This is a genomic window from Microbulbifer sp. MKSA007 (assembly GCA_032615215.1).
Taxonomy (GTDB): Bacteria; Pseudomonadota; Gammaproteobacteria; order Pseudomonadales; family Cellvibrionaceae; genus Microbulbifer.
The window spans coordinates 2,997,530-3,019,714 of the sequence record CP128433.1 but is presented as its reverse complement, the minus strand read 5'-3'; the positions used below and the strand labels follow the sequence as shown (position 1 = coordinate 3,019,714).

At 47.1% G+C, this 22,185-nt stretch carries 26 protein-coding genes; 19 read left to right on the top strand and 7 right to left on the bottom strand.

Features of this window, described 5'->3' with window-relative positions; genetic code table 11:
- Window positions 1–52: 52 nt before the first annotated feature.
- Complete coding sequence (murI, locus tag QT397_16315) at window positions 53–886, bottom strand: glutamate racemase (protein WNZ54454.1); 834 nt, start codon at window positions 884–886, stop codon at window positions 53–55.
- A 155-nt stretch (window positions 887–1,041) separates the two neighbouring features.
- Between murI and rmuC the strand changes: the two genes are divergently transcribed.
- The 9 genes from rmuC (at window position 1,042) to QT397_16270 (ending at window position 8,059) form a co-directional block, all read left to right on the top strand.
- A complete protein-coding gene (gene rmuC, locus QT397_16310) occupies window positions 1,042–2,520 on the top strand; it encodes a DNA recombination protein RmuC (GenBank protein WNZ54453.1) in 1,479 nt (492 codons plus the stop codon).
- A 6-nt stretch (window positions 2,521–2,526) separates the two neighbouring features.
- Window positions 2,527–3,456 carry an AEC family transporter gene (locus QT397_16305; protein ID WNZ54452.1) on the top strand — a complete coding sequence of 310 codons (930 nt, stop codon included), beginning with the start codon at window positions 2,527–2,529 and terminating at the stop codon, window positions 3,454–3,456.
- Window positions 3,456–3,920 (top strand): DUF2489 domain-containing protein, encoded by a 465-nt coding sequence (locus tag QT397_16300; protein WNZ54451.1) that lies wholly within the window; start codon window positions 3,456–3,458, stop codon window positions 3,918–3,920. The genes QT397_16305 and QT397_16300 overlap by 1 nt, the downstream gene beginning before the upstream one ends.
- 318 nt (window positions 3,921–4,238) lie before the next feature.
- Window positions 4,239–4,589, top strand: a complete 351-nt coding sequence (locus QT397_16295; GenBank protein ID WNZ54450.1) for a hypothetical protein — start codon at window positions 4,239–4,241, stop codon at window positions 4,587–4,589.
- 786 nt (window positions 4,590–5,375) lie between these two features.
- A complete protein-coding gene (locus QT397_16290) occupies window positions 5,376–5,825 on the top strand; it encodes a hypothetical protein (protein ID WNZ54449.1) in 450 nt (149 codons plus the stop codon).
- A gap of 204 nt (window positions 5,826–6,029) precedes the next feature.
- Window positions 6,030–6,431, top strand: coding sequence for a hypothetical protein (locus tag QT397_16285; protein ID WNZ54448.1), 402 nt, complete (start codon window positions 6,030–6,032; stop codon window positions 6,429–6,431).
- 87 nt (window positions 6,432–6,518) lie between these two features.
- Entirely contained in the window at window positions 6,519–6,776 is a 258-nt protein-coding gene (locus tag QT397_16280; GenBank protein ID WNZ54447.1) for a hypothetical protein, read from the top strand.
- A gap of 131 nt (window positions 6,777–6,907) precedes the next feature.
- The gene (locus QT397_16275) at window positions 6,908–7,447 is read left to right on the top strand and encodes a hypothetical protein (GenBank protein ID WNZ54446.1); all 540 of its coding nucleotides are present in this window, start codon (window positions 6,908–6,910) and stop codon (window positions 7,445–7,447) included.
- Between the two features lie 138 nt (window positions 7,448–7,585).
- On the top strand, window positions 7,586–8,059 hold the full coding sequence (locus QT397_16270; protein ID WNZ54445.1) for a hypothetical protein: 474 nt from the start codon (window positions 7,586–7,588) through the stop codon (window positions 8,057–8,059).
- Window positions 8,060–8,496: 437 nt separating this feature from the next.
- Here QT397_16270 and QT397_16265 read toward each other — a convergent pair whose 3' ends face one another.
- Entirely contained in the window at window positions 8,497–9,183 is a 687-nt protein-coding gene (locus tag QT397_16265; GenBank protein WNZ54444.1) for a hypothetical protein, read from the bottom strand.
- Between the two features lie 119 nt (window positions 9,184–9,302).
- Between QT397_16265 and QT397_16260 the strand changes: the two genes are divergently transcribed.
- The 3 genes from QT397_16260 (at window position 9,303) to QT397_16250 (ending at window position 12,004) form a co-directional block, all read left to right on the top strand.
- Window positions 9,303–10,214: a LysR substrate-binding domain-containing protein gene (locus QT397_16260; protein WNZ54443.1), complete on the top strand. Its 912-nt coding sequence runs from the start codon at window positions 9,303–9,305 to the stop codon at window positions 10,212–10,214.
- Window positions 10,215–10,425: 211 nt separating this feature from the next.
- On the top strand, window positions 10,426–11,073 hold the full coding sequence (gene lepB / locus QT397_16255; GenBank protein ID WNZ54442.1) for a signal peptidase I: 648 nt from the start codon (window positions 10,426–10,428) through the stop codon (window positions 11,071–11,073).
- 127 nt (window positions 11,074–11,200) lie between these two features.
- On the top strand, window positions 11,201–12,004 hold the full coding sequence (locus QT397_16250) for an amidohydrolase family protein (GenBank protein ID WNZ54441.1): 804 nt from the start codon (window positions 11,201–11,203) through the stop codon (window positions 12,002–12,004).
- Between the two features lie 69 nt (window positions 12,005–12,073).
- Here the strand turns inward: QT397_16250 and QT397_16245 are convergent, their stop codons facing one another.
- From QT397_16245 to phhA, 3 genes are all read right to left on the bottom strand, one after another.
- Window positions 12,074–13,243: a cation:proton antiporter gene (locus tag QT397_16245; protein WNZ54440.1), complete on the bottom strand. Its 1,170-nt coding sequence runs from the start codon at window positions 13,241–13,243 to the stop codon at window positions 12,074–12,076.
- 96 nt (window positions 13,244–13,339) lie between these two features.
- A complete protein-coding gene (locus QT397_16240; GenBank protein WNZ54439.1) occupies window positions 13,340–13,810 on the bottom strand; it encodes an Lrp/AsnC family transcriptional regulator in 471 nt (156 codons plus the stop codon).
- Window positions 13,811–14,078: 268 nt separating this feature from the next.
- Window positions 14,079–14,882, bottom strand: a complete 804-nt coding sequence (gene phhA / locus QT397_16235) for a phenylalanine 4-monooxygenase (GenBank protein ID WNZ54438.1) — start codon at window positions 14,880–14,882, stop codon at window positions 14,079–14,081.
- Between the two features lie 112 nt (window positions 14,883–14,994).
- Between phhA and QT397_16230 the strand changes: the two genes are divergently transcribed.
- On the top strand, window positions 14,995–16,506 hold the full coding sequence (locus QT397_16230; GenBank protein ID WNZ54437.1) for a PAS domain-containing protein: 1,512 nt from the start codon (window positions 14,995–14,997) through the stop codon (window positions 16,504–16,506).
- 5 nt (window positions 16,507–16,511) lie between these two features.
- Here the strand turns inward: QT397_16230 and QT397_16225 are convergent, their stop codons facing one another.
- Window positions 16,512–16,829, bottom strand: a complete 318-nt coding sequence (locus QT397_16225; GenBank protein WNZ54436.1) for a DUF962 domain-containing protein — start codon at window positions 16,827–16,829, stop codon at window positions 16,512–16,514.
- A gap of 140 nt (window positions 16,830–16,969) precedes the next feature.
- On the opposite strand from QT397_16225, the gene QT397_16220 reads away from it, so the two are divergent.
- The 6 genes from QT397_16220 to QT397_16195 all read left to right on the top strand — a co-directional run bounded on the left by QT397_16220 (window position 16,970) and on the right by QT397_16195 (window position 20,706).
- Window positions 16,970–18,193 (top strand): CaiB/BaiF CoA-transferase family protein, encoded by a 1,224-nt coding sequence (locus QT397_16220; protein WNZ54435.1) that lies wholly within the window; start codon window positions 16,970–16,972, stop codon window positions 18,191–18,193.
- Between the two features lie 65 nt (window positions 18,194–18,258).
- Window positions 18,259–18,624, top strand: a complete 366-nt coding sequence (locus QT397_16215) for a VOC family protein (GenBank protein ID WNZ54434.1) — start codon at window positions 18,259–18,261, stop codon at window positions 18,622–18,624.
- 307 nt (window positions 18,625–18,931) lie between these two features.
- Entirely contained in the window at window positions 18,932–19,372 is a 441-nt protein-coding gene (locus QT397_16210; GenBank protein WNZ54433.1) for a hypothetical protein, read from the top strand.
- Window positions 19,360–19,818, top strand: a complete 459-nt coding sequence (locus QT397_16205) for an AraC family transcriptional regulator (protein WNZ54432.1) — start codon at window positions 19,360–19,362, stop codon at window positions 19,816–19,818. The genes QT397_16210 and QT397_16205 overlap by 13 nt, the downstream gene beginning before the upstream one ends.
- Before the next feature lie 146 nt (window positions 19,819–19,964).
- Window positions 19,965–20,183, top strand: coding sequence for a hypothetical protein (locus QT397_16200; GenBank protein WNZ54431.1), 219 nt, complete (start codon window positions 19,965–19,967; stop codon window positions 20,181–20,183).
- Between the two features lie 139 nt (window positions 20,184–20,322).
- Window positions 20,323–20,706 carry a hypothetical protein gene (locus QT397_16195; GenBank protein WNZ54430.1) on the top strand — a complete coding sequence of 128 codons (384 nt, stop codon included), beginning with the start codon at window positions 20,323–20,325 and terminating at the stop codon, window positions 20,704–20,706.
- 107 nt (window positions 20,707–20,813) lie between these two features.
- On the opposite strand, the gene QT397_16190 is transcribed toward QT397_16195, so the two are convergent.
- Window positions 20,814–22,178, bottom strand: a complete 1,365-nt coding sequence (locus QT397_16190; protein WNZ54429.1) for an IS4 family transposase — start codon at window positions 22,176–22,178, stop codon at window positions 20,814–20,816.
- Between the last annotated feature and the right edge of the window lie 7 nt (window positions 22,179–22,185).

The window sequence follows — 22,185 nt, the reverse complement described above, 5'->3', positions numbered from 1 at the left end:
TTTGTGACGGAGCTGTCAACCCAAGTGCGTAGTTCTCATCATTTTGGCGATCTTAGGTGTTGGGTTCGAGGGGTTCGGCAACTGGAGCAAACTCGCGGAAGGCCCGTTCTATATTGCCGGTTAAATCCACAGTGCTGGTGATCAGGCGGCCAGTGTTTGGGGCATCCGGCAGCATCAGCTCAAGTTCTTCCAGCCACCAGCGCACGCGCCGGGCGATGGCTTCACCGGAATCCAGCCATTGGATTGAGCGTGGGGCGAACTGGTCCAGTTCTTCCCGCAGCAGGGGAAAGTGAGTGCAGGCTAATACGGCAATATCCACTTGGTCACCGCCGGCGGTGTGGAATACGCGGTGTAATACCGGCTCCAAATCCTCTGCGGTGATGGCTTCGCCGCGCAGTTTGCTTTCCGCCAGATGCACCAACTCCGGTGCGGGCACATTAATTACCCGGTTGCCGTTGGCAAATTGCTCGATCAGCTCGCGGGTGTAGCGGCGATTGACGGTGCCTTCGGTGGCAATCAGGGCAATAGTGCGGGAACGGCTGGCGGCAGCGGCGGGTTTCACCGCGGGCACAACGCCCACTACGGGTTTCTTCAGTGATTCGCGCAGCTGGGGCAAGGCCAGGGTGCTGGCGGTATTGCAGCCCACCACTAAAATATCGGCACCGCAGTGTTCCATCATGGCCTGGGCCTGCTGGACGATCCGAGGGCGCAGTTCCTCTTCGCTTTTGTTGCCGTAGGGGTAAAAGCCGTTGTCCACACCCAGGTGCAATGTCAGGCCCGGCATCAGGCGGCGGATTTCCCGCGCAATGCTGACGGCGCCCACGCCGGAATCAAAGATCAGGGCGCTGGGGGCTGGGCTATCTGGGTGGGCGCTGTGTTTGTGCATGCGTTCTGGAGTACCAACATCGAAACCAATCCTCCAAGAATACCTAAAACCCCGTAAAAATTCCCGCTGGGTCTTCTCGGGCGCAAACCTATCCCTTGATACTGAGTTTATCGGCCGGGCTGGCGCGGGGTACTTTCCAGAGGCAAGCTGGTAGAATGGCGCCTTCGCCTGGGCTATTTCCCGGGCAGGCCAGCGGGCGAGGCCCCTGGCAAAATCCTGATTTATCCATCTCTTTCCAGGTCTGGGAGTACCACTCTATGCCAGCGTTCCCGCTGCAATTGAATGCCGATCATGCGGTGATGGCGGCTGTTGCCATCTTGTTTCTGTTGGGCTTGGTGTTTTGGTTGGCGCGAGCCAGTAGCCGCCGCGCTTTATTGCAAAGCGAAGCCGCTTTGCAGGTGGCTCAGGCGCGTATTGATAGCAGCCGCGAGCGGGAATCCCAACTTGGGGTTGAGGTGGAATCCCTACGTACCGAGTTGGCGGACAAGCTGCAACAGCTCACGCGAAGCCAGGTGCTGGTAGAAAAAGGGGAGGCGGCCCTGGCGGAGCAGCGCAAGCTGATGGAGCAAATGCGTATAGCCATGGGTGAGCAGTTCGAGAATCTGGCCAACCGGATTTTTGAAGAGAAGCAGCAAAGCTTCGTGCGCCGCAGTGAAGACAGCCTGCGCAAAAGTCTCGATCCGCTGGAGCGCCAGCTGGGGGATTTCCGTAAGCGAGTAGAACATGTCTACGATCGCGAAAATGCTGAGCGCAACAGCCTGCTGGGGCAGATTAAAGCATTGCGCGAGCAAACCCAGCGCATCAGCGATGAGGCCCTGAACCTGACTTCGGCCCTAAAAGGTGACCGCAAGATTCAGGGTAACTGGGGTGAAGTGGTGCTGGAGCGCTTGCTGGAGGAGTCCGGCTTGCAGAAAGGGCGCGAGTACGAAACCCAGGTAACCCTGACGAGCGATGGCCGCAGGCGCCAGCCGGATGTGATTGTGCGCCTGCCGGAAAACAAAGACCTGATTATCGATTCGAAGGTCTCCCTGGTGGACTACGAGCGCTACAGCTCGGCGGAAACCGATGAGGAGCGCACCCAAGCCCTGAAACAGCATGTGAATTCCCTGCGCGCCCATATCACCGGCCTCAACAAGAAAGCCTACGAGCAGCTGGAGGGTGTGCGCACCCTGGATTTCGTCTTTATTTTCGTGCCCATTGAAGCTGCGTATATGTTGGCTATGCAAGCGGACCCGGACCTGTTCCGTTTCGCGTATGAGAAGCAAATTGTCCTGGTGAGCCCCACCAGCCTGATGGCGACCCTGCGCACCGTCGAGAATATCTGGCGCTACGAGAAACAAAACAAGAACGCGGAAAAAATCGCCGACGAAGCCGGCAAACTGCACGATCAGTTTGCTATGGTGCTGGAGTCACTGGACGTTCTTGGTGACCGCTTGCGCCAAGCGGATGACGCCTACCAGCAGACTTACAAGCGACTGGCGACAGGGCGTGGTAATGCGGTGAAGCGTATTGATAGTCTGCGTAAGCTTGGTGCTAAAACCCGCAAACAAATATCCGCCCAGCTCCGTGACAGGGCTGAGGATTCAGGACAAATGGCGCTTCCTCAGGAAGAGGGAGTTGCTGCGGAAGACTAATTCCCTATGGAAAATATTTCCTTTGCTCTGCTAGTTACAGGCCCGATCTTTTTGATGATTATCGGTGGATACTTGCTTACTAGGCAGGGCATGTTGCATAAATCCTTTATCGACGACGCAACGGTGCTGGTTTTCAACGTGATGCTGCCTGCACTGTTGTTCGATAGTATTTATTCATCGAATGCAAAACCCTCAGAAGAGATCCCCCTTTTAACAGCGGGAATTTTGGGTACCTTCGCGATAATCCCCATATCTTGGCTGATGGCTCGGCCCGTTACTGTGAAGGATCGCAGTGCGTTTATCCAGGGTGCATTTCGTGGAAACGTTGCCATTGTGGGGCTCGCCTGGGTTGAGAAGGCGTTTGGTGAGTCGGGCGTTTCTCACTCGGCAGTGCTGGTTGCAGCGTTGACGATTCAGTTCAATGTATTCGCCGTAATACTTTTTGTTTTTTACAACGAAGAGAAGAAATTCAGCCTGGGCTTGTTGCTGAAGGAGTTGGCAAAGAACCCATTAATCATCGGGGTATTCCTAGCAATTTTGTGCCGGGTGCTGGATATCAAAGTGCCACAAATGGTGCTTGATACCGTTAAAATACTGGGCTCTGCAAGTTTACCAATGGGGCTGATTTGCATTGGTGCGAGTATGAAGCTAGGCCAGCTACTGCGTAGCTCGCCAACAGCGCTGACCTCCTCAGTGCTCAAGTTATTAGGAGTACCGATACTCTCAGTGCTGATTGGCTGGGCCCTGGGTATGAGTCCGACCTATTTGGGCTATTTAATGCTGATCACTGGCTCGCCTTGTGCGATATCGGCCTTTGTGATGGCTCATACCATGGGCGGTAATAGCCAATTGGCGGCCAATATTGTTGGTCTTAGTACAGTGCTTTCTGTTATTTCGGCCAGCATCGGGCTGGCGTTACTTAAGGTGTATATTTGATGACGGTGTTTCCCACTTGGCTGCTGGTTGTTGCAGCTCTGATTATCTTCTCCCTGGCGATTGTAGCTGGCTATTATCTGCGTAAATTATCGATTGCACAGAAGAAGCAGGCCGAACAACTGGCAGAGCTAGAACAGGCCGCAGAAGATCAGCGCGAAAGAGTAAACGACAGCATCCAGATTATCGCCCGCACACTGCTGGATGATGGAGTAGGGCTCACCGAAGCTTCGATTCGTATTCGCGTTCTTTTAGATGCGCTTCAGGTGGAAGATAAAGTGCGTGAAGAGTTTGTAGCCTTCTATACCATCGCAGAGAAAACCGGTCATATCCCAATTCTAAAAGACTGGAAAGAACTGCCGCGTAAAGAACAATTTAAGTATGAGTTGGAGATGGCGCAAGTAGAGGCGGACTATAAGGATTTTGCGATGGATGCTGCCAAACGGATTTTGGGGCGTTCTTTTTAGTACTGAATCATTTCCTGCTTGGGGGTGGCTTTGTGGATCAGCGGGTAGGGGGCTGCCTGCTGATTGAGGAATATCGTATCGCCAGCCTTCCTCCTGGCCCTTCATATCACTTCTCCCTCGCCTGCTCACCTTTAGAATGTTATAAATATCGACTTATAGTATTGTTTTTATCGAGTTAGCTACCTGCCTAACCATTACCCCTTCAACTAGCTTCGAATAGAAGCCTGACTTATGACGGAAGAAGTTGGATCGAGAGAGGATTGGTACTGGAAATATATTTATTCCAGCAAGCTGAGAATTAAGCGATGAGTGCTGCGAATGGAGCGGCTGGCAGCGAGAAGACTTAGTTTTCTGCTGGTTAAGGAAAGATCACTTGATGATTGTCGCTTTGCGACCAGTCTTGAATTTCTACTTACCTGGAAGCTAAAAACAGGATGCTGCCCTGATGTCATGTGGTGTGATGGGGTTGAGTTCGAAGATATACATATTGCTGGTAAGAGAGCTATTCGCTTTAGCGGCTCAGTACGGATAGGTCCTGAGGGGGCCGATAATATTTTTCAGGTGCCTTTGGAGGCTCATATCGAGTTAAAACCAAGTGGTAAAAAATTCAAGACTTATCATTTTAGGGTTAACTTTGGTGGGTGTTATTTTGACCTGAAAAGACCCTAATCGATATAGTCACTGAGGTGACAATTATAAATAAATAGATATGGCAGGTGCGACGTGGTTTGTGTGAGCATGCGCAGGAATCAGAGAGCCAATAACTGCATAAGTATGAGAGTAGATAAGCGAACTATATCGGGCAGGTATGAAAAACTTTACTATTGTATTTCCAGAATACTGTTTGAAAATGATATAGAAGGTATCAACTTCGGGATAAATCAAGATGAATATGAGTCAGAAGTTGGGACAATATTACCACCGCCTACATGAAACTGAAACGATAGAAGATATTCAGCAGGTGTTATTAGAAGAGTTCAGTTATTGGTTTGGCTGCGATAGGGATCTTATTTTTTGATTGGATATTGTTTGGTAGCTATCGGATGGTGAGATGATAATTATAATTAGAGTTATACGTGCCGCTATAGGTTTATTTGGCATTAGCCAAGCTGTTGGAATCTTTCAATTTTCTCCCGATGGTATGAGCGTGGTTGTAGGGGTGGATGAGCTTATTCTGAGACTTGCTGTTTTGCTTGTATGTCTCACGTTATTTTTACTTTTGAGGCGAATGATAAATCATCTGTATCGATTGAAGCGTAATAATGATAAGGTTTGTATAACTTCCTTGTGGAATTTGTAGTTGTTTGGTTGCTAGAGTTTATCACGATAAATTCCTGTAATATTAAATGGGCTTGTCTGAGGTTAAGTGGAATGTGAGTGCTCGCTGGGAGACGGCGTAATCCACACCGAAAGATAATGTTTAGAGTTAAATGCGCGTTGAGTAATATGGGAAACATGAAGAAGATATCAGGATCTACATTCTATTTTAAGAAAATTTTTCCAAGTATATGGTTTGGTTTCTTGGTGCTTTTTGTGGCTGCCTCTATATCTGGAGGTGCAGTTAAAGATTCGTTTATGTTTTTAGTCATGCCGATTTTTATGGCTGTATTTGGCTTTTTCTTTTTTAAAAAGCTGTTGTGGAGTTTGGCTGATGAAGTATACGATGAGGGAGAATCATTGCTCTTTCAAAAAGGGAGTAAGCGGCAAAGAGTTCAGCTTAAAGATATTATTAATGTCAACTATGCGCAAATGAACGCGCCCGAGAGAATTGTTTTGCAAGTGCGCACGGAGGGGGATATTGGAAAGGAGTTGGCTTTTATTCCCCCAATGAGGCTTAACTTTTTCTCTAAAAGTCCTATTGTTGTAGATTTAATCGATAGGGTTGATCGTGCTAGGGAGGTCTAGCACAGGTTCTGCTATGTGTTTAACAAGGATGGGTTAGATGGTCGGGAAGCTTCGAATGATTCCCGTGCCTTTTGTAAGTAGTGTTGTTGGTTCTTGGGAGAGGGAGCCTCCATGTGTAGGAAGAGGGTTTTAGTTGCTTTAGTGATATCTCTACTTCTTGTTGGTTTTGGTTTCAGCTTTAAGCCACTAATAGAATCGTGGAGTATGCCTGCCAATGCTGGTGAGCATTTGATAAGGTTCGACATAGGTGAGCTGAAAGAAAATCGCTTTGTAATTATAGATAGTGGCTTTGATGGCTATTGGGGGCACTCGTATTTGATTTTAAAGGATAGGGGCGAGGTAAGAGCATTTCTTTTGCTTACACGAGAAAATAGATATCTGATGCCGTCAAAACATCACTTATGGAGTGCTTCCGGTTATTGCCAAAAGCTTCAGATCAAAGATCAAGTGATTTCTTGCGAAGATGAAGATATTTATGATTGGCAGAAAGAGGGCTGGAGGTGGAACTTGAAGGGTGAGAGTCTTTCAGGTGAGTTTGGAGCATTAGAAGTTATAGATTATGCCTATGAAGGGCGTTTCATCGCTATAGGTAAAAGCAGCAGATAAGTCGTGGTCAGACGAGCCTCTTTGCTGTTTCTATCATTTGTGAGAGCGATTAAGGAATGATCAATAGAGCGGGTGTGGGGGCGATGAATGATGCCTAGATATGTTAAGCTGCTTAGCTTAGAGGAACTTGAGCAGCTTTCAACTGAGAGACTTCTTGCCTACCTTTGTAAGCTCCATCAATGTGAAGACTCAGTTGACGCTTCCGATTTTTGCGAGAGTGAGGCTCATATGCCGGGAGTGGTATTTTTTAAAGAATCAGATCAGTGGCGGAGCCAATACAAGTTAGTAAAAGAAATTTTATCGGCAAGGCCTCATATTGATAAGGTGATAAGAGTAAATGGCTAATGGATTTAGGTGCCGAACTGCAGGGTTGAGTCAACTACCGCTGTAAACTTAATCTCTCAAGGGGGAGTGGAGCTAAAGGCCCTTAGCTGTATTTGCTTGATAAAGAGTTGTGTAGAAATGGAGTGCTATACGTGACAGATGAAGAGTTAATAACATTTATAGGCAAGAGTGTTGTTAATAACTGGGAATATATTGTAGGTATTTATTTTGCGTTACTAAGTGGCGGGGTTGCGTTATCCTGGATGATTTCCAATCTGATCCACAAAAAGGAAATTAAAGTCCTACAGTTAGAGATTACCCATCAAAAAGAAAGGTTTTCTCAATTTGAGTCAATTATGGAGCAGCGGATAGCATCCATCCAGTCAGAGGCTGAAATGCTGCAAAGGAAGATCAGCTTTGCTAGCCCGGCAGTTCCTGCGGCAATGCCACTGAGTGATCCCTTTGCTGATATTGAGCAGAGCGTTAGTCCTGATGTTGATTGTTTAGAATCTATGCAAAGACGGGATATTGAATATCTGGATATCCCTGCGCCTTTGAAGCGGTCAGCTCCACTTGAAGTTCGAGAGAAGGGCTTGGAGAAAGGGGATGTATCTGATTATAAGATGTTGTCCTTATTGGATAAAACTGATGCTGTTAATAGGACCCTCCGGGAAATAGAAGTTCCCTCTTAAGCCCTTACTTTGCTGGTTGGCAGCTTCATTCGTTCTGTTGATATTTTTTGGGGGTGGCTGCCACTACTGATACTGGTTTTGGGCATGTATAATTGGTGGATGCCTTTAGTAAGTAACGGAATGATTTTAGAGGGATGTATGGAAAAAATTTATAGAAATGGACTCAGTTCACGTGAGTCTGCCAAAAAAATCTTAACTGTCAATCTTGGTGTTATAGGTATTGCATTACTAGTTGCTCTTATCTTTACGCGTATGTTTGGCTCTTCAGCCGAGAGTGGTGAGTCAGATCTTACCTTTTGGACTTTTGTGATTTTAGGTTCTTTAGGTGTTATCGTTTATATATACCTTTCTTTGATACGATTACTTCCACTTGCAGAAATTAATGGAAATACACTAACGGTTTATACCGGAGTCTTTATAAAGAAGACTGTAGACCTTGATAAGGTAGAGAAAATAACGTTTCAATATAGCTCAGAAAAAGATCAAAGGATGAAGGTTAAGTATCCGCGGAAAATTGCAGAAGAGTTTACGATCAAGCAGTCAAATTGTTCAGTTAAGCAACTTTCCGAGTTTATTACCAATCGCTTTGATGTGAATGTTGCCTATACATAGTGGTACGAGCTTCTATGGTCCCTCTATTGCTGGATAAGCCTACAAGGCGGAACACCTTTTGGTGAGGTGTTCTGTCCAGTGTAGGAGGCAACTCAATGCTTAATTATCACAGCTCTTAGTTTCTCAGATTTTATTGTTGAATTTCTTGGCTGGTATAAGAATGCTGGCCAAGTCAACGCTGTATAATGTAATTGTCCTTTTGGTATTTATGGCTCCCTTTTTTCTGGTACGGATGTGCTTTAAATAGAGCAATCAGTTTAGTGGTGCGTTGTCCTGGGGAAAAGTTTGATCTCAAGGTCTTCCATGAGGAGTTTCTAAGTTTTGGTAATGCGCCAGTGCCAATTATCCGAGAGTTAATGCTGGCAAGATTACAGGAAGAAGATCAAGATCAAAGGCAGAACCTAGTGCGTAATAAGGTACAAGTAATCTACAAACTATCAGTCGCGAAAATCGTCAAAGGAATCCTGCGGCTCCCAATAGAAAGTGCCTAATAAAAGATCGAATAGCGGAAAAGTTAAATTGAAATTATAAATTTTCATTAGTTTACGGTGATGATGAATTCTGTGTAAGTGGGCTAACTCACGAAACACTGGCACTTTATGAAACCAGTGACTCTTGGGCTGGTGATAACCGATATGCATTAGCTCATAAGCCAGGTGATTTAATATCATGGTTGCTGCTGTGATATATCCCATATTACCTGAAGCCACCCAGGATAGAAAAAAACCACAAAGTGGTGCCAGAATAAAAGTGATAACAGCTGTTAGATAGATTGGAAACAGTACTATACGCCAATCACGAGTTGATTCAAAAGACAGCAAAGGTGCAGAAAAGAAACTGTGGTGATCGCCAGTATGCCTCTTGTAAAACAGTTTGGTAAATCTCAACTTATTATGCCCAGACCAGCGATGGGCGGCATACTCTACAGCGTTGTAAGCAAGAATTCCCAGTGGAATTATTAGCAGTTCATGCGCCCTCAGCTCACTTATCTGAAAACTACAGTAAATAGCACCGATTAGGCTGATCAGTAGAATACTCCCTAAATGGAACCAGCCGCTATAGCGGCTTTGGGCATAGGCTCTATATTGCTCTCTGAAAGCCGCCGTATCATGCATGTTCGACATATTTCACCTGACTTTTTATAGTATTTACGGTTTTTCATGCTATTGACGATAAATATAATCAGGGACATCATGTATCGTCTAATAAATAATTATTAAATGCATTATTCATCAGGTTGATAATGTCTACGCACCTTAGATCACTGGATTTAAATCTGCTTCCCGTTTTTGAAGCACTTATGATTGAGCGAAACCTGACCAGAGCTGCAGTAAAACTGCATATGAGCCAACCGGCCGTTAGTGCTGCCCTCAAGCGGTTGAGAGCTACTTATGAAGATGAGCTTTTTATACGGACCGCTAGGGGATTGCGCCCCACTGAACGCGCACTGGTACTGCACCCCTCTATTCACCAGGCACTCAACACCGTCCGTTCAGGCTTCCAGCAAACGTCTTTTGATTACCGGAAAGCAGAGCAGGAATTCTCCGTCGTTATGCCCGATGTGGTGGAAACTCTGATGATCCCCGGCTTCTGTAAATGGCTTCGAGAATTTGCACCCGGCATAAGGCTTACTGTACTCCCCGATGAGTCAGAAATGACAGCCAGAATGGTGAGTAATGGGGAAGTAGACCTAATCATTGACTACCTACCAGTCAATTCCCCCAGCTATGTTAACCAGCCTATCGCAGAAGAAGAGCTTGTGATTATTGTCAGCAAACATAATAAAAATGTGGGTGAGACAATCAGTGAAAAAAAATTCCAATCGCTGCCACAAGTATCCCTATTAAGAGGAAACCCTATGGGCTCTCCAATGGAAAGGCTAGCCAGGCCCAGAAAGTTACAGCGTAATATTTGTTTACGAGTCCCACACCTCTCGTCTTTCCCCTATGTGGTTTGCACAACCGATTTAATTGGCGTTGTACCAGCAAGAATGATGATTTCAAGCTATTATAAAGAGCTTCCCATACGTATGCTCAAACTGCCAATGGCATTTCCAAAGGTAGTACTTCAGCTCACCTGGCATAAGTCGCAGACAACAAATCCAGCTCATCGCTGGCTAAGGGAAAAGATTTTGGAGCTTTATCCGAGTTTATAAACACCGTGTAATACGAGTGCCCTTTGATATTTATGGCTCCCTTTTTTGGTACGGATGTGCTGCAAATAGGGTGATCCTTTTCGAACGTTCTGATAAGGGTAATGTCCCACCTAATGAAATCTAAAGGCTGATTTTTTAGTTTTCAGAGGTTCTGTTACTTCTGAGTGATCAGTTTTAAGTGGTGCGTTACCCTGGGAAAGGAGTTTAGGGAATGAGCAGGTATAGTTTTAAGAGTGCGGTAAGAAACAACCGCGGTGCAATATTGTTTCTATTTCTTATGTACTTTTTCAAGTCAGCGTATGCCGACTGGTCTCCAGTACCAAGTGGGTCTATGGAGCCTACTATTCATCCTGGTGACTTTTTGTGGGTAGATAAGACGAGTTATGGGCCAACTTTATTTTTCTTCAATAAGCAGGTTGCTCAATGGGGGAATCCTTCCAGAGGAGATGTTATTACCTTTTTGCCACCTCACACTGATCAACTATATGTTAAGCGTGTAATAGGCGTCCCTGATGATAGCTTACGTATTGAAGGGGCGAATGTGTTTGTTAATGGAGCTCAGCTTGAGTATCGCCTGGAAAGTGGGGTGGGCTCGGACATCCTGGGTAGGGAAGTCATTGATGGCAGGGAGCATCAGTTCAAGCTTAGTGGTAATAAGACATTGCCATACATTGGGAAGACTATTGAGATCCCTGAAGGTAAGTACTTTGTCATGGGAGATCATCGCAACGATAGCTTGGATTCGAGATATTGGGGCTTGGTTGACCGTGATAGGGTTATGGGCAAAGTTACCTCTTTAGCGTTTTCCTTCTCTAAGGAAAGAGATTTCTTTAGTAGTGTGGCGATGCCTCTCAAGTAGGTAGTCAATAACACTTCTTTAAAAGGGTGTAGCTGTTCACTGGCAATACTTGTGTTACCAGAGAATAGAGGGGGGATAAGTGCTTCTCCTTCCCGGTTAAGGATTTCAATAGCAGGGAGTTGCTAGCATGAAAGTGATTGATGTTTGGGCCCAGCATCCTACAGAACGTTTTCTTGCTGAACCTTTCTTTGATACTTTGAAGCGCTGGATGGGGCAGGATTTTAAAGAAGTGCCCCTTGAGTGGACCCTGTCAGCTATGGATATGGCAGATGTGTCCAAGGCATTGATTTCTGCTTGGCATGGGCCGAGCGGGGCCTTGATTAGCAACGATGAAGTACTGGATCTTACTTTAACTCATCCTGACAGGTTTTGCGGTCTGGCATCAGTGGACTTGCGAAAGCCAGTAGAGGCTGTGCAAACCCTGCGCAAGTACGTTTTGGAACATGACTTTAAAGGGCTGCGCATTGTGCAGTGGCTCTGGGAGTTGCCTTGTACTCACCCTTTGTATTATCCGCTATATGCGGCTTGTGTTGAGCTGGGTGTGCCAGTTTGTTTGCAAGTGGGCCTTACCGGGCCGTTGCGTAGCTCTGATTCTGGCCGTCCTGCCCATATTGAGCGGATTGCTCTCGATTTTCCCGATCTAAAGATTGTCTGCGGCCATATTGGGTATCCTTGGCACAATGAAATGATTGCTTTTGCGACCAAGTTTCCCAATGTCTACATAGATACTTCTGCTTATAAGCCAAAAAGATACCCCCGAGAGTTGGTTTCATTTATCAAGTCTCACGGTAAGAATAAGGTGATGTTCGGGACTAATTATCCCATGCTGACACCGGAGATGTGCTTAAAGGAAATGCACCTTCTGGATTTGGATGATGAGGTTGCGGAACTCTTCTTGTATAAGAATGCAGAGAGAGTGTTTAAGCTTTGATCGACTGTTTGTCACTGTGGTTGATTCTGGTGGTTAACTTAACTGCTCTATTGGAAGAGGCTAAGAGGTTTAGTCTCTTCTCAGCTCATCCTTGATTGCAATGGGGTTGGGAAAGTTCATCACAACAATGTAAGACGACACCAGGAATGTAAGAATCGCGGTTGCCTGGATTAAATGTGATGCTGCGCTGCCAATCAGGTTTTGCGTATAAGCGAGCAGAGCGATTAACAGGGAAAATTCACTAATTTGCCCAAGTCGAAATCCAATATCCCACGAGAGCACTTTGTGCTCACTGCGATTTCCAAGCAGGAAGTGAAATACAACGGGTTTTATTACCAGAACTGCGGCGGCTGTGACCAGGGCAGGAAGTAGAATTTCGGGCAGCATGGCCAGCTTGAATTGCGCTCCGAGGCTGAAAAAGAACAGGATCAGGAAGAAGTCTCGCAGAGGTTTAAGGCTGAGGGCGATGTACTGTGAAATCCGGCTGGCAGCCAGCGTGATACCACCAATAAATGCGCCGATCTCTCTTGAAAGGCCAACAACTTCCGCCAGCTCTGCCATTCCCATGCACCATCCAAGTGCCATTAAGAATACGTATTCGTGGAAGCGGTCAAAGCGGGTAAAAAGTGGCAATAAAATATATTTTACTATTAGCCAAGCAAAAAGTATTAGCAGTGGCAGCGATCCAAAGGAGAGAGCCAATTGCCAGATCTGTTCGTCACCGGTGTTATCACTCAGCAGTACCATTAGGCAGACTATTGCCACAAAGTCCTGAAAAAGAAGAAGTCCCACCATAAGTTCACCCAGGTGCTTGTGGTGAAGTACGGTCGTGGGAAGCAGTTTGATACCGATAATGGTGCTAGAGAACATCAGCGCCATGCCAATTACCCAGGATTCAACGGTAGTAAATCCAAACAGCAAGCCTATGCCAAAGCCAAGGCCGAGGAAGATTGCACAGCTTACAACCCCCACAAATGTAGCTTTGCGCAATACAGCTACCAGCGCTTGAGGTTGCATGTCCAGCCCCAACAGGAAGAGCAGGAAGATAATCCCAACGCTGGACATATCAGATAGAAGTCGCAGGTTGTCGATTACTGCAAAGCCGGATGGGCCGAGTAAAACACCGAGAGCGATGTAAGCGACCAGAAGCGGTTGTCGTCCAAAAAGAGCCAGTGAGGCAACAATTGCTGCGCCACTAAAGATCAAGAAGAATGATTGGAAAAGGGAGCTGTCCGCCACAGGCCATCCTTGTGTGTGAGCGAGATTTAACCATTATCCATAGATGTGCGAACAGCTGAAAGGTCTATGTGCCTACCAAGTGGTTGCGCTGAGACTTTACTCACCGGATGGAATCGGTAACTCGGTAGTGCTTTTGATCTGTTCCAAGGCAAAGTTGGAGACAATATCGCTAATGCCGACATGCCGGATTAACTCCTTGTAAAAGCGGTCATAGGCAGTGATATCGCTAACTACCACTCGCAACAGGTAATCGTAGTCGCCTGCCATACGGTAGCAAGCCACTACCTCTGGCAACTGTGCCATATGTTCGGCAAAGTTGTCGGCCCACTCCGGTGTGTGCTGGTCAGTTTTAACCTGGGCAAACACTGAGACCGGAAGTCCTAAAATCTCGGCATTAAGCAAGGCGACTTTGCGTCGAATGATGCCGCTCTTTTCCAGTTTCTGCACCCTGCGCCAGCATGGGGTTTTTGTCAGGCCCACACGCTCCGCCAGCTCCTCGATCGAAAGGCTGACGTCAGATTGCAGAATCGCAAGAAGTTTTCTATCAATCGCGTCAAGTGAGGACATAGTGCTATGCGCTCCCTATAAGGTAGGGGTTTTGTGTCCTTGCGCTGATTGCATTGCCTCCCTGGCTACCCCTAACGGTATTTGGGCGAGTGGGTGTGGGGGCTATTGGATGAAAGTCATCGAACTACCATCACACCTACTGCAGATACGATAGGCTCAGGGGGAGAGTGCTGGTAGTGGAATTTCCCTAGATGTGCAACGCTTCTGGGGGAGCTTTTTAGCAGAGGTGAGATTGGGCGGAAGTTGGCCGCCCAATCTTGAATGCAGATCAGGCTGCGTCTTTGGGTGGGAAGCGGGGTTCGAATAGTCCCAGCTCAATGGCCTCGCGGACCTTGGCCATCAGGTCAATTTCTGTCAGTTCCTGCAGCTGTTGCAAGCTGTTGAGAACATAGTAAATGGGTTGAACAATATCGATGCGATATGGGGTGCGCAGTGCGGTAACCGCGTCTAAATCGTAGCGCTCTGGTTGGTGACTCAGTGCGTAGAGTGTCTCTTTCGGGGAAGACAGAATGCCGCCACCGTAAATGCGCAAACCATCGTCGGTGTTCAGCAGGCCGAACTCCACTGTAAACCAATAGAGGCGGGCTAAATAGGCGCGCTCTTTAGGCGAGGCTTTAAGGCCCAGTTGTCCGTATTTTTGCGTGAAGTTTGCAAATGCTGGGTTGGTGAGCATGGCGCAGTGGCCAAAAATTTCGTGGAAGATGTCCGGTTCCTGCAGATAATCAAACTCTTCGGGAGTGCGTATAAAGGTAGCAACTGGGAATTTGCGATCCGCTAGAAGACCGAAAAAGGTTTCGAAGCCGATAAGGGCGGGAACCCGGGCGACTTCCCAGCCAGTTTCCCTGCGCAGCACGCTGGAGATTTCCTCGAGCTGGGGGATACGGTCTTTCGGTAGGTCCAACAGCTCCAGGCCGTGCATATATTCATCGCAGGCGCGGCCAGGTAAGACATCCAGTTGGCGTTCAATCAGACGCTGCCAAGTTTGGTGTTCAAGGTCGGTATACTCGATAAAGCCGTCTTCATTGGGCTCACGGGCAACGTACTTGCTTGCCTTCTTTGCTTCTTTCTTCATGAATGTCTCTCCTGCGGCTCGGTAGCTCTCGCTGATTCCCAGTGCCCAGCACCTGCCGCTGAACCTGTTGTTGTTATGTTTCGACCTCTATTTTTAGCTAGGCGTGCCCTTGGTGGGGAGAGGTAGCGGCGAGCTATTGCGTCTTCCGGGTAGTTCAAATTACACTTTCTGTAAACATTTCTTTACAGGTGAGGCTGTGCGGGTAGAGATTACTTGTGCAAATCGTGTCGGCATTTTGCACGAAATAATGCAAATTTTCGGAAAATATCGGATAAATGTGACCTCTGGTGAGCTCGGGGGTGACAGTGGAGATAAGGTCTATCTGATAGCGCCCGGGATGCTTGCCACTCAATACCAGACTATCGAGAAGTCCCTGCACCAGGTTCCTGGAGTTAAGCGGGTGCGGAGGATCTCTCTATTGCCTCTGGAGCGACGTCATTTCGAGTTGGACACTTTGCTGAGTCATGTGACTGATCCGGTTCTTAGTGTGGATCGCGAGGGCAGGGTGGTCGCTGCCAATCTGGCAGCGGCAAGGGCTTTCGGTGTGAGCTTGGACAAGGTGCCTGGTCTACAGCTGCAGAGATTCCTGCCGCTTATGCAGGTCGCAGAATTGCTGCGGGATTTTGCAGTGCCTCGCTACGGACTGCCTCTGGTGGTAAGGGGGCAGAGTTTTCGTGTGGACTGGTCCCCGATCACTCTGGAGGGAAATCCCGGAGCGGTTGACTCACTGGCTGGGGCGGTACTGCGTTTACAGCCTTGGGATAGCAGCGAGTTTGTCACTGAGCTGCCAAGACCGATGGTGTTGTGGGATTTTGATTTGCGTCGAAGGAGTTGCCTCCAGTTACAGGACTTATCTGAACTCAGTGCACCTCTGTTGATACTGGGTGAGCGGGGCACAGGAAAGACAACGTTTGCCTGTGCGGTGCATTACCTCTCCCCATCGGCCTCAAGGGCTGATTGCTATCGAATTATCCCCCGTGACAGCACTATGCAGCTGCCTTCACATCTTCGTCGAACGGGTACTTTGATTCTTGAGGATATACATACTCTCAAAACAGAAGCTCAAGTTGATTTATTGAGAAAACTCCGCAATTTGCCGGCATCGCTGAGATTGGTGGCCACCGCTATTGATAGGGAATCTATTGCGCCGCCACTTGCGCAGCTCTTTTCGTCGTTAGCGATGTCCTTGCCCCCGTTGCGAAATATGCGACCGGTTCTGCCGCGCTATGCCAGTACTTTGATGCGCCAGGAGTCTCCAGAGGCTAGTGAGCTCAATTTTGATAGCGAGGTGATGGAGTTGATCAAACTCCATGACTGGCCGGATAACTTCAACGGCCTCAGGGACTATTTAATGGCCGCATCCAGTCAATGCTTGATTAGAGGGGCGGCGTCGATCAGTTGTGCGGATGTGCCGGATTTAATGGTTAAGGCGGAACTTCCCTGGCGGGACTGGAGCCGTGGACTTACCTATAAGGAAATCATGGAGCAACTGGAGAGGGCGTTGCTGTCGGACATTATCAAAGGTCACTCCTCAACCAGGGAGCTGGCTAAGGAGCTGGGTATTTCTCATACCGCTGTGGCCAACAAATTGCGGAAATACGGTTTGTCGGCCAATAAAAAATAGTTTGTTTAGCGGTCGATTCGCCCGATCAGCATATCTTTAAACATAACAAAGTCCCCGATAAAACTGTAGAACGGATACTTAAAGGTTGCCGGGCGGTTGTTTTCAAAGAAAAAGTGCCCGATCCATGCAAACCCGTAGCCCGCGACAGGAGTAACTGCCAGCCACAACATATTGGAAGTTACTACAGCCGCAATTATTGTCGCGAACACCAGACTGGTACCAAAGAAGTGCAGCCGACGACAGGTGAGGTTGCTATGTTCCTGTAAGTAGAATGGATAAAACTCGCGAAAAGATTCAAATTTTTGCGCTTCTATTGCGGCCATGCTGTGCCTCCTTATTTTTATTGCGCAGTAAAGTATATGACGAATACCTAACCCGGCCAATCAAAGCACGGGCACAAATTATCTGTTAGGCTGCCGCAAAAATATGCGGTTAACCCGCAAGTAAGCGATATGAGGAAGTTATGGCAGGTCCACTCGCACACTTAAAGGTACTCGATTTAAGTCGTATTCTCGCCGGACCCTGGGCTGGGCAGGTATTTGCTGATTTTGGGGCTGAGGTTATTAAAGTAGAGCGCCCGGAACGAGGGGATGACACTCGCCACTGGGGTCCTCCCTACCTAAAGGATGAGAAGGGAAATGACACTGCTGATGCCGCTTACTACCTAAGTGCCAATCGCGGAAAAAAATCAGTTACCGTAGATATCACTACTGAAGATGGCCAGGCCTTGATCAAGGAGATGGCAGCCCGATGCGATATTCTTCTTGAAAACTACAAAGTAGATGGGTTGAAAAAGTACGGCCTGGATTATGAGTCCATCAAGGCGATCAATCCTGGTGTTATCTACTGCTCGATTACAGGTTTTGGACAAACTGGCCCGTACAAAAATCGAGCAGGCTATGATGCGATGATCCAGGGAATGGGTGGTCTGATGAGTATTACCGGTGTGCCGGAAGGGCAACCGGGTGCGGGCCCGCAAAAGGTGGGGGTGGCCGTAGCCGACCTGATGACAGGGATGTACGCGGTATCTTCTGTATTGGCAGCTATTGTTCACCGGCAGCATACGGGTGTTGGCCAGCATATTGACCTCGCCTTATTGGATACCCAGGTTTCATGGTTGGCTAACCAAGCCCAAAATTACCTTACCTCTGGTAAAAGCCCTGAGCGACAGGGTACCGGCCATCCCAATATAGTCCCCTACCAGGCAGTCCCTTCAAAAGATGGCTATTTTATGTTGGCAGTGGGTAATGATGACCAGTTTAAACGCTTCTGCGGAATCGCGGGCGTAGAAGAACTGGCAGAAAATCCTGCCTACGGGACTAACTCAGCGCGGGTAATGGCCCGTGAAGAATTGGTGCCTCAGATTGAAGCTGCGACTCGTAAGCGCGATTCCGCTTGGTGGCTCCAGCATCTTAGTGATGCTCATGTTCCCTGTGGGCCTATTAATACATTGGAGGAGGTTTTTGCTGATCCTCAAGTACAGGCCCGGGGTATGGTGGTTGAGCAGGATCATCCGGAAGCTGGAAAGGTGAAGACCGTGCGCAACCCTGTAATCTTCTCCGAGTCCGCACTCGACTACACCCAGGCGCCGCCAGTATTGGGTGAGCACACTGAGGAAGTGATTGCGACTATGCTTGGCAAAAGTGACGAGCAAGTAGAAGAGTTGCGGAACAAGAGTATTGTGTAAGTTATAGATAGATGACTTGCTGATAATCAGGCACAAGGATGTGCCTTGTAAATTAGGGAAAACAGATGGAACTCGACCACGTCAATATTACTGCTCCTATGGAAACCCTAAAGCGGGTACGGGACTTCTATGCCCAGGTTCTCGGTCTGACCGAGGGTGAGAGGCCAAATTTCAAGCGTAATGGATTTTGGCTCTATGGCAGTGGTAGGGCTATTTTGCATTTAATAGACGGTGAGGTGAGTGGTGACCAGCCTGAGAAACCCTACCTGGATCACATAGCTTTCCGTACAGATGCGCTTGAGCCGGTTAAGCAGCGTCTGGATGCGTTGGGAGTCGCCAATCACCTAATGGATGTGCCCGGACGCAATGTACGGCAATTGGTATTTTTTGATCCAGTAGGGAATAAGGTGGAAGTTAACGCGGTGGTGTAACAACTTCTTGAGAGGTCTAGACATTCCTGCGAAGCAGCGCCTTGACTGTACCGCTCTGCATGCCAGAGGTATCACGAAGTTGTTCAGTGGCTCCTTAAGTTGTTTTATTCCTTTCTGAGGCTTTTGAGTCTCTTAGGTTTAGAAGATTCTTTGTAGAGCATGTTCTTTATAGTCCCTGGATTTAACTTGGTCCCCTGTCAGAGAAGCTATGGCAATCACTTCTGATTGGTCGTTTTCTCTGATTGAAAAGTTGATATGCTTCATGTTTTATTGCAAATGACTAGGTCCCTGATAAAGATAATAATTTATGCCAGATAGTGAAGAATCAGTTGTATTTAAAATACAAGGGAAAATGGTAATTGGTCAGCGTAAATTCAGGGCACCGTTAAGTTATCAAGACCGTTTGGTTGATGAGGCAAGGTTGGTTTACGTTATCAGTGGCTGTTCAACCCTGGTTTGCGGTGATGAAACCCTTACCTTGAGCCCAGGTGCCACTGTGCTAATGAAGACAGATAATTTTATTAATCAGTGGCATGAAGATGGACTAAACAATGAAATTAATTTCATCGGTTTTCGGCTAACGTCAGAGCTATTACAGCGACTCTACCCAAGTGGTATGCCTGATGCCTTTGGTAATAATGGCGAAAGTAGGGCTTCTGTTAAGGCGGATAATAAGTCCAATAATCAGCCCCCTCGGCTGAGCGCCTGCAGGAATCTGTACTGTTCTCCAATTATATGCGTAGCATAATTGACTATATCCAGCAGCCAGAAGTATTCAGTGAGCCACTGGTGGTATTAAAGGTTCGAGAATTAGTAGAGCTTATCCCCAGACTTGATCGTAGTGGAAGAGTTGCGAAGATGTTGGGGCAGTTGTTCATCAGGCAACAACCTAAACTACAGGAAGTGGTGCAAGCTCACTTATACACCCCTCTGAAACTGGCGGATCTAGCTTTTCTATGCCATATGAGCGAGTCAACATTTACTCGTAAATTTAAGCAAGTCTATGGCATTAGTGCTACGAAATATATTACCGCAAAACGGATGGAGAAAGCACAACAGTTGATTCTCAATAGCGATCTTAGCCTGACTGAGGTTGCTTTGGAGTGTGGTTTTGACGAGCTCAGTTACTTCTCCCGGGTGTTCAAACAGCACTATCAAGTAGCCCCTTCCCAAATGCGTAAAAAGGCGATTTGACGGATTTGTACAAATCCTTGACTGGATGTTCCAAGTAAAGTGTTGGCTTGCTGGTTAATCTAGTCCTTGTCTTAACAGCGTACTTTTCTCACGATATGTCGTTATATTTAAACCCTCTTGTTACTGAGGGGCTAAAGAATGAATACATGCTCATTGCTGGTGCTAATGGTGATGTTGGTTTTGCGTTTAGCCCGACGAGCATTAGTTATCGTCCTGGTGGTTTGATTAGAACCCTCCTAGGGCGAACTATAGCTGATACCGCTGAAGACTATAAACCAGTCACTTTTCATTACTTGCTGATGTTTGCTGGAAGCCTGAAGGCTAATCACTCTGCCCCCTGTGCAATCAAAAATAGTGAAACTTGATACAGTCAATTAGTAGCACTGCCTTGGTCTGTTATCCGAGCTAAGGGCCTGTTGAGGTCTCGCAGAGATGATAAGGAATTTCTTAGAGATCTTTGAGTTCTCATTCTGTTCATTTAATCAACCAAATGGAATATTTAATATGATTCGTTTCGCACAATTACTTTCCGGTATATTTGTACTTATATTGGGTTCGGCTGGCTTAGTGACCATGCTTTTCCCTGAAGTTATTAATGGTCCAGCAGGGTTTGATGCCACAACTAACTACGGTTTCACTAACCTACGTACTCTCGGTGCCCCCACGCTTAGCTTAGCGATCATTACGGCAATTGGTGCCTTTCGCAAAGAGTGGTTATTAATACTTCCTGCCTCGATGTACTTTCTATTTAATGGTTCTTCGCGGCTTATTTCTGTATTGGTTGAGGGCTACGAGCCAGTAATGCTGACTGGCTTGGTAGTGACATTTACACTATTTATTCTGTCTCAGGTGGCTGTGTACAACTTCCGTCGTGCAGCTTTGACGTAGGTTTAGAAAATGTAGGGTGTTGGCGGTGTTTACTGTAAATGTCACACCGCCTCTCTTTCAGAACGTCGCTGAAATGAGGTTGACGCTATGGCTGTGTTTTATACACATCATTTAAGTCCATTTAAAGCCTCTGCTGCCTCCATATAATGGAGAAGTTTAGTGTACCCCTGCCAAACGGTTTTAACTCCAGGCTCACCATCGCCGCTCCGCCCCAGAAAGCCTCCAAGTCCTGCCAGCATACGCGTTATAGCTCTCATACTTGGAGCTTCATTTGGTGGGGAGGTTTTAGCTTGCATTATCCATATCATACGCCACTCTTTTTCAGAGTAGATTTCCGTACACGACGTATCAGGAAGCGTTCGTGCCCGTGTTGTCATGGAGTGTAGACGCCACCCAATAATCATATAGATTGCAATACAGTTCAGCATTCGCTGCTCGGTTCTAAAGCGATTACTTTCTATCTGGCATCCGCCTTTCACCACTCGGAAATAGGTTTCAATTTCCCATCGACTTCGATACCACTCAATAATGATCCTCGCTTGCTTAAAGTCCTCAACTGCAAGATCGGTCAGCAGCATCCATTCAATACCTTTTTCCCCTTCTGGTGGGCTTAATTCCTTAGCAAAGACTGCGTAGAGAGAAAGAGGTCGCTTTGATTTTCCTTTTCCCTGCAATCTTACTTCTGCAATGGATACACTGACCTTAGCTTCCCTTTCTGGCTGTCCATTCCTTTTGGGGATACCTACTGAGTATTTCCCGATGGACTTCTGCTTGGTCATATAGTCCCAAAGTAAAGTCGTATCTTCTCCTTCGATCTCTAAACTACGATTAGCCTTGGCTCGAACAATATAGCTTGCACGCCGCTGTTCATTTTGATCTTCAGCTAATTGAAACCACTCATGAATATCCCCCTCTCTATCCGCGATGCTCACAATCGTGGTTTCAGGGCAGCGCTCTTGTATCTCACAAGCTGATTCATAATGGTCTAACCAGCGTCGACTCTCTTTATCTTGTATCGACTTGGTATAGCGAGAATTAGCACTAGATTCTTTATCTCGCTGCCACATGCTACCCTCAATAATGCCCAGATTATCTCTGGATGGTGTTATAGCGATAGACGTATGTAGGAGCTGCTGATTAGTCTCTTTGCGTCGGAGTGTTCCCATTTCTTTGCTTTCTAAATCGGTAGCAAAATTTAGGAAAGTGGTATCCTGAGGGATAAGAACAACTGGCTGAACCTTGATTCTTTCAAGAGTGGCTGATTTATGGCCACTCATAATGGAGTCAAAGCTGACTTTATCATTTTCGATAAATCGATAGGCTGCAAAGGTTTCTGCCCAAGACTTGTTTGCACAGGGAATGCTACCCTTTGGGTCGGAACTTAAATTACTGAGAATATTGGACAAGCGCTTATTCAATCGTGTATCACCCATAACCTGATTTTTCACTTCGTCCCTGACCCAGTCCTGCATAATTATC

Excerpts from the sequence above, each read along its gene's own strand:
- QT397_16225 (WNZ54436.1), bottom strand. The coding sequence starts at position 16,829 with ATGGCCGCAATAGAAGCGCAAAAATTTGAATCTTTTCGCGAGTTTTAT.
- QT397_16205 (WNZ54432.1), top strand. The coding sequence starts at position 19,360 with ATGCGTAGCATAATTGACTATATCCAGCAGCCAGAAGTATTCAGTGAG.
- phhA (WNZ54438.1), bottom strand. The coding sequence starts at position 14,882 with ATGAAGAAAGAAGCAAAGAAGGCAAGCAAGTACGTTGCCCGTGAGCCC.
- QT397_16215 (WNZ54434.1), top strand. The coding sequence starts at position 18,259 with ATGGAACTCGACCACGTCAATATTACTGCTCCTATGGAAACCCTAAAG.
- QT397_16250 (WNZ54441.1), top strand. The coding sequence starts at position 11,201 with ATGAAAGTGATTGATGTTTGGGCCCAGCATCCTACAGAACGTTTTCTT.
- rmuC (WNZ54453.1), top strand. The coding sequence starts at position 1,042 with ATGGCGCCTTCGCCTGGGCTATTTCCCGGGCAGGCCAGCGGGCGAGGC.
- QT397_16210 (WNZ54433.1), top strand. The coding sequence starts at position 18,932 with ATGCCAGATAGTGAAGAATCAGTTGTATTTAAAATACAAGGGAAAATG.
- QT397_16305 (WNZ54452.1), top strand. The coding sequence starts at position 2,527 with ATGGAAAATATTTCCTTTGCTCTGCTAGTTACAGGCCCGATCTTTTTG.
- QT397_16195 (WNZ54430.1), top strand. The coding sequence starts at position 20,323 with ATGATTCGTTTCGCACAATTACTTTCCGGTATATTTGTACTTATATTG.
- QT397_16220 (WNZ54435.1), top strand. The coding sequence starts at position 16,970 with ATGGCAGGTCCACTCGCACACTTAAAGGTACTCGATTTAAGTCGTATT.
- QT397_16295 (WNZ54450.1), top strand. The coding sequence starts at position 4,239 with ATGGAGCGGCTGGCAGCGAGAAGACTTAGTTTTCTGCTGGTTAAGGAA.
- QT397_16200 (WNZ54431.1), top strand. The coding sequence starts at position 19,965 with ATGCTCATTGCTGGTGCTAATGGTGATGTTGGTTTTGCGTTTAGCCCG.
- murI (WNZ54454.1), bottom strand. The coding sequence starts at position 886 with ATGCACAAACACAGCGCCCACCCAGATAGCCCAGCCCCCAGCGCCCTG.
- QT397_16290 (WNZ54449.1), top strand. The coding sequence starts at position 5,376 with ATGAAGAAGATATCAGGATCTACATTCTATTTTAAGAAAATTTTTCCA.
- QT397_16270 (WNZ54445.1), top strand. The coding sequence starts at position 7,586 with ATGGAAAAAATTTATAGAAATGGACTCAGTTCACGTGAGTCTGCCAAA.
- QT397_16265 (WNZ54444.1), bottom strand. The coding sequence starts at position 9,183 with ATGTCGAACATGCATGATACGGCGGCTTTCAGAGAGCAATATAGAGCC.
- QT397_16285 (WNZ54448.1), top strand. The coding sequence starts at position 6,030 with ATGCCTGCCAATGCTGGTGAGCATTTGATAAGGTTCGACATAGGTGAG.
- QT397_16260 (WNZ54443.1), top strand. The coding sequence starts at position 9,303 with ATGTCTACGCACCTTAGATCACTGGATTTAAATCTGCTTCCCGTTTTT.
- QT397_16240 (WNZ54439.1), bottom strand. The coding sequence starts at position 13,810 with ATGTCCTCACTTGACGCGATTGATAGAAAACTTCTTGCGATTCTGCAA.
- QT397_16280 (WNZ54447.1), top strand. The coding sequence starts at position 6,519 with ATGATGCCTAGATATGTTAAGCTGCTTAGCTTAGAGGAACTTGAGCAG.
- QT397_16190 (WNZ54429.1), bottom strand. The coding sequence starts at position 22,178 with ATGCAGGACTGGGTCAGGGACGAAGTGAAAAATCAGGTTATGGGTGAT.
- lepB (WNZ54442.1), top strand. The coding sequence starts at position 10,426 with ATGAGCAGGTATAGTTTTAAGAGTGCGGTAAGAAACAACCGCGGTGCA.
- QT397_16300 (WNZ54451.1), top strand. The coding sequence starts at position 3,456 with ATGACGGTGTTTCCCACTTGGCTGCTGGTTGTTGCAGCTCTGATTATC.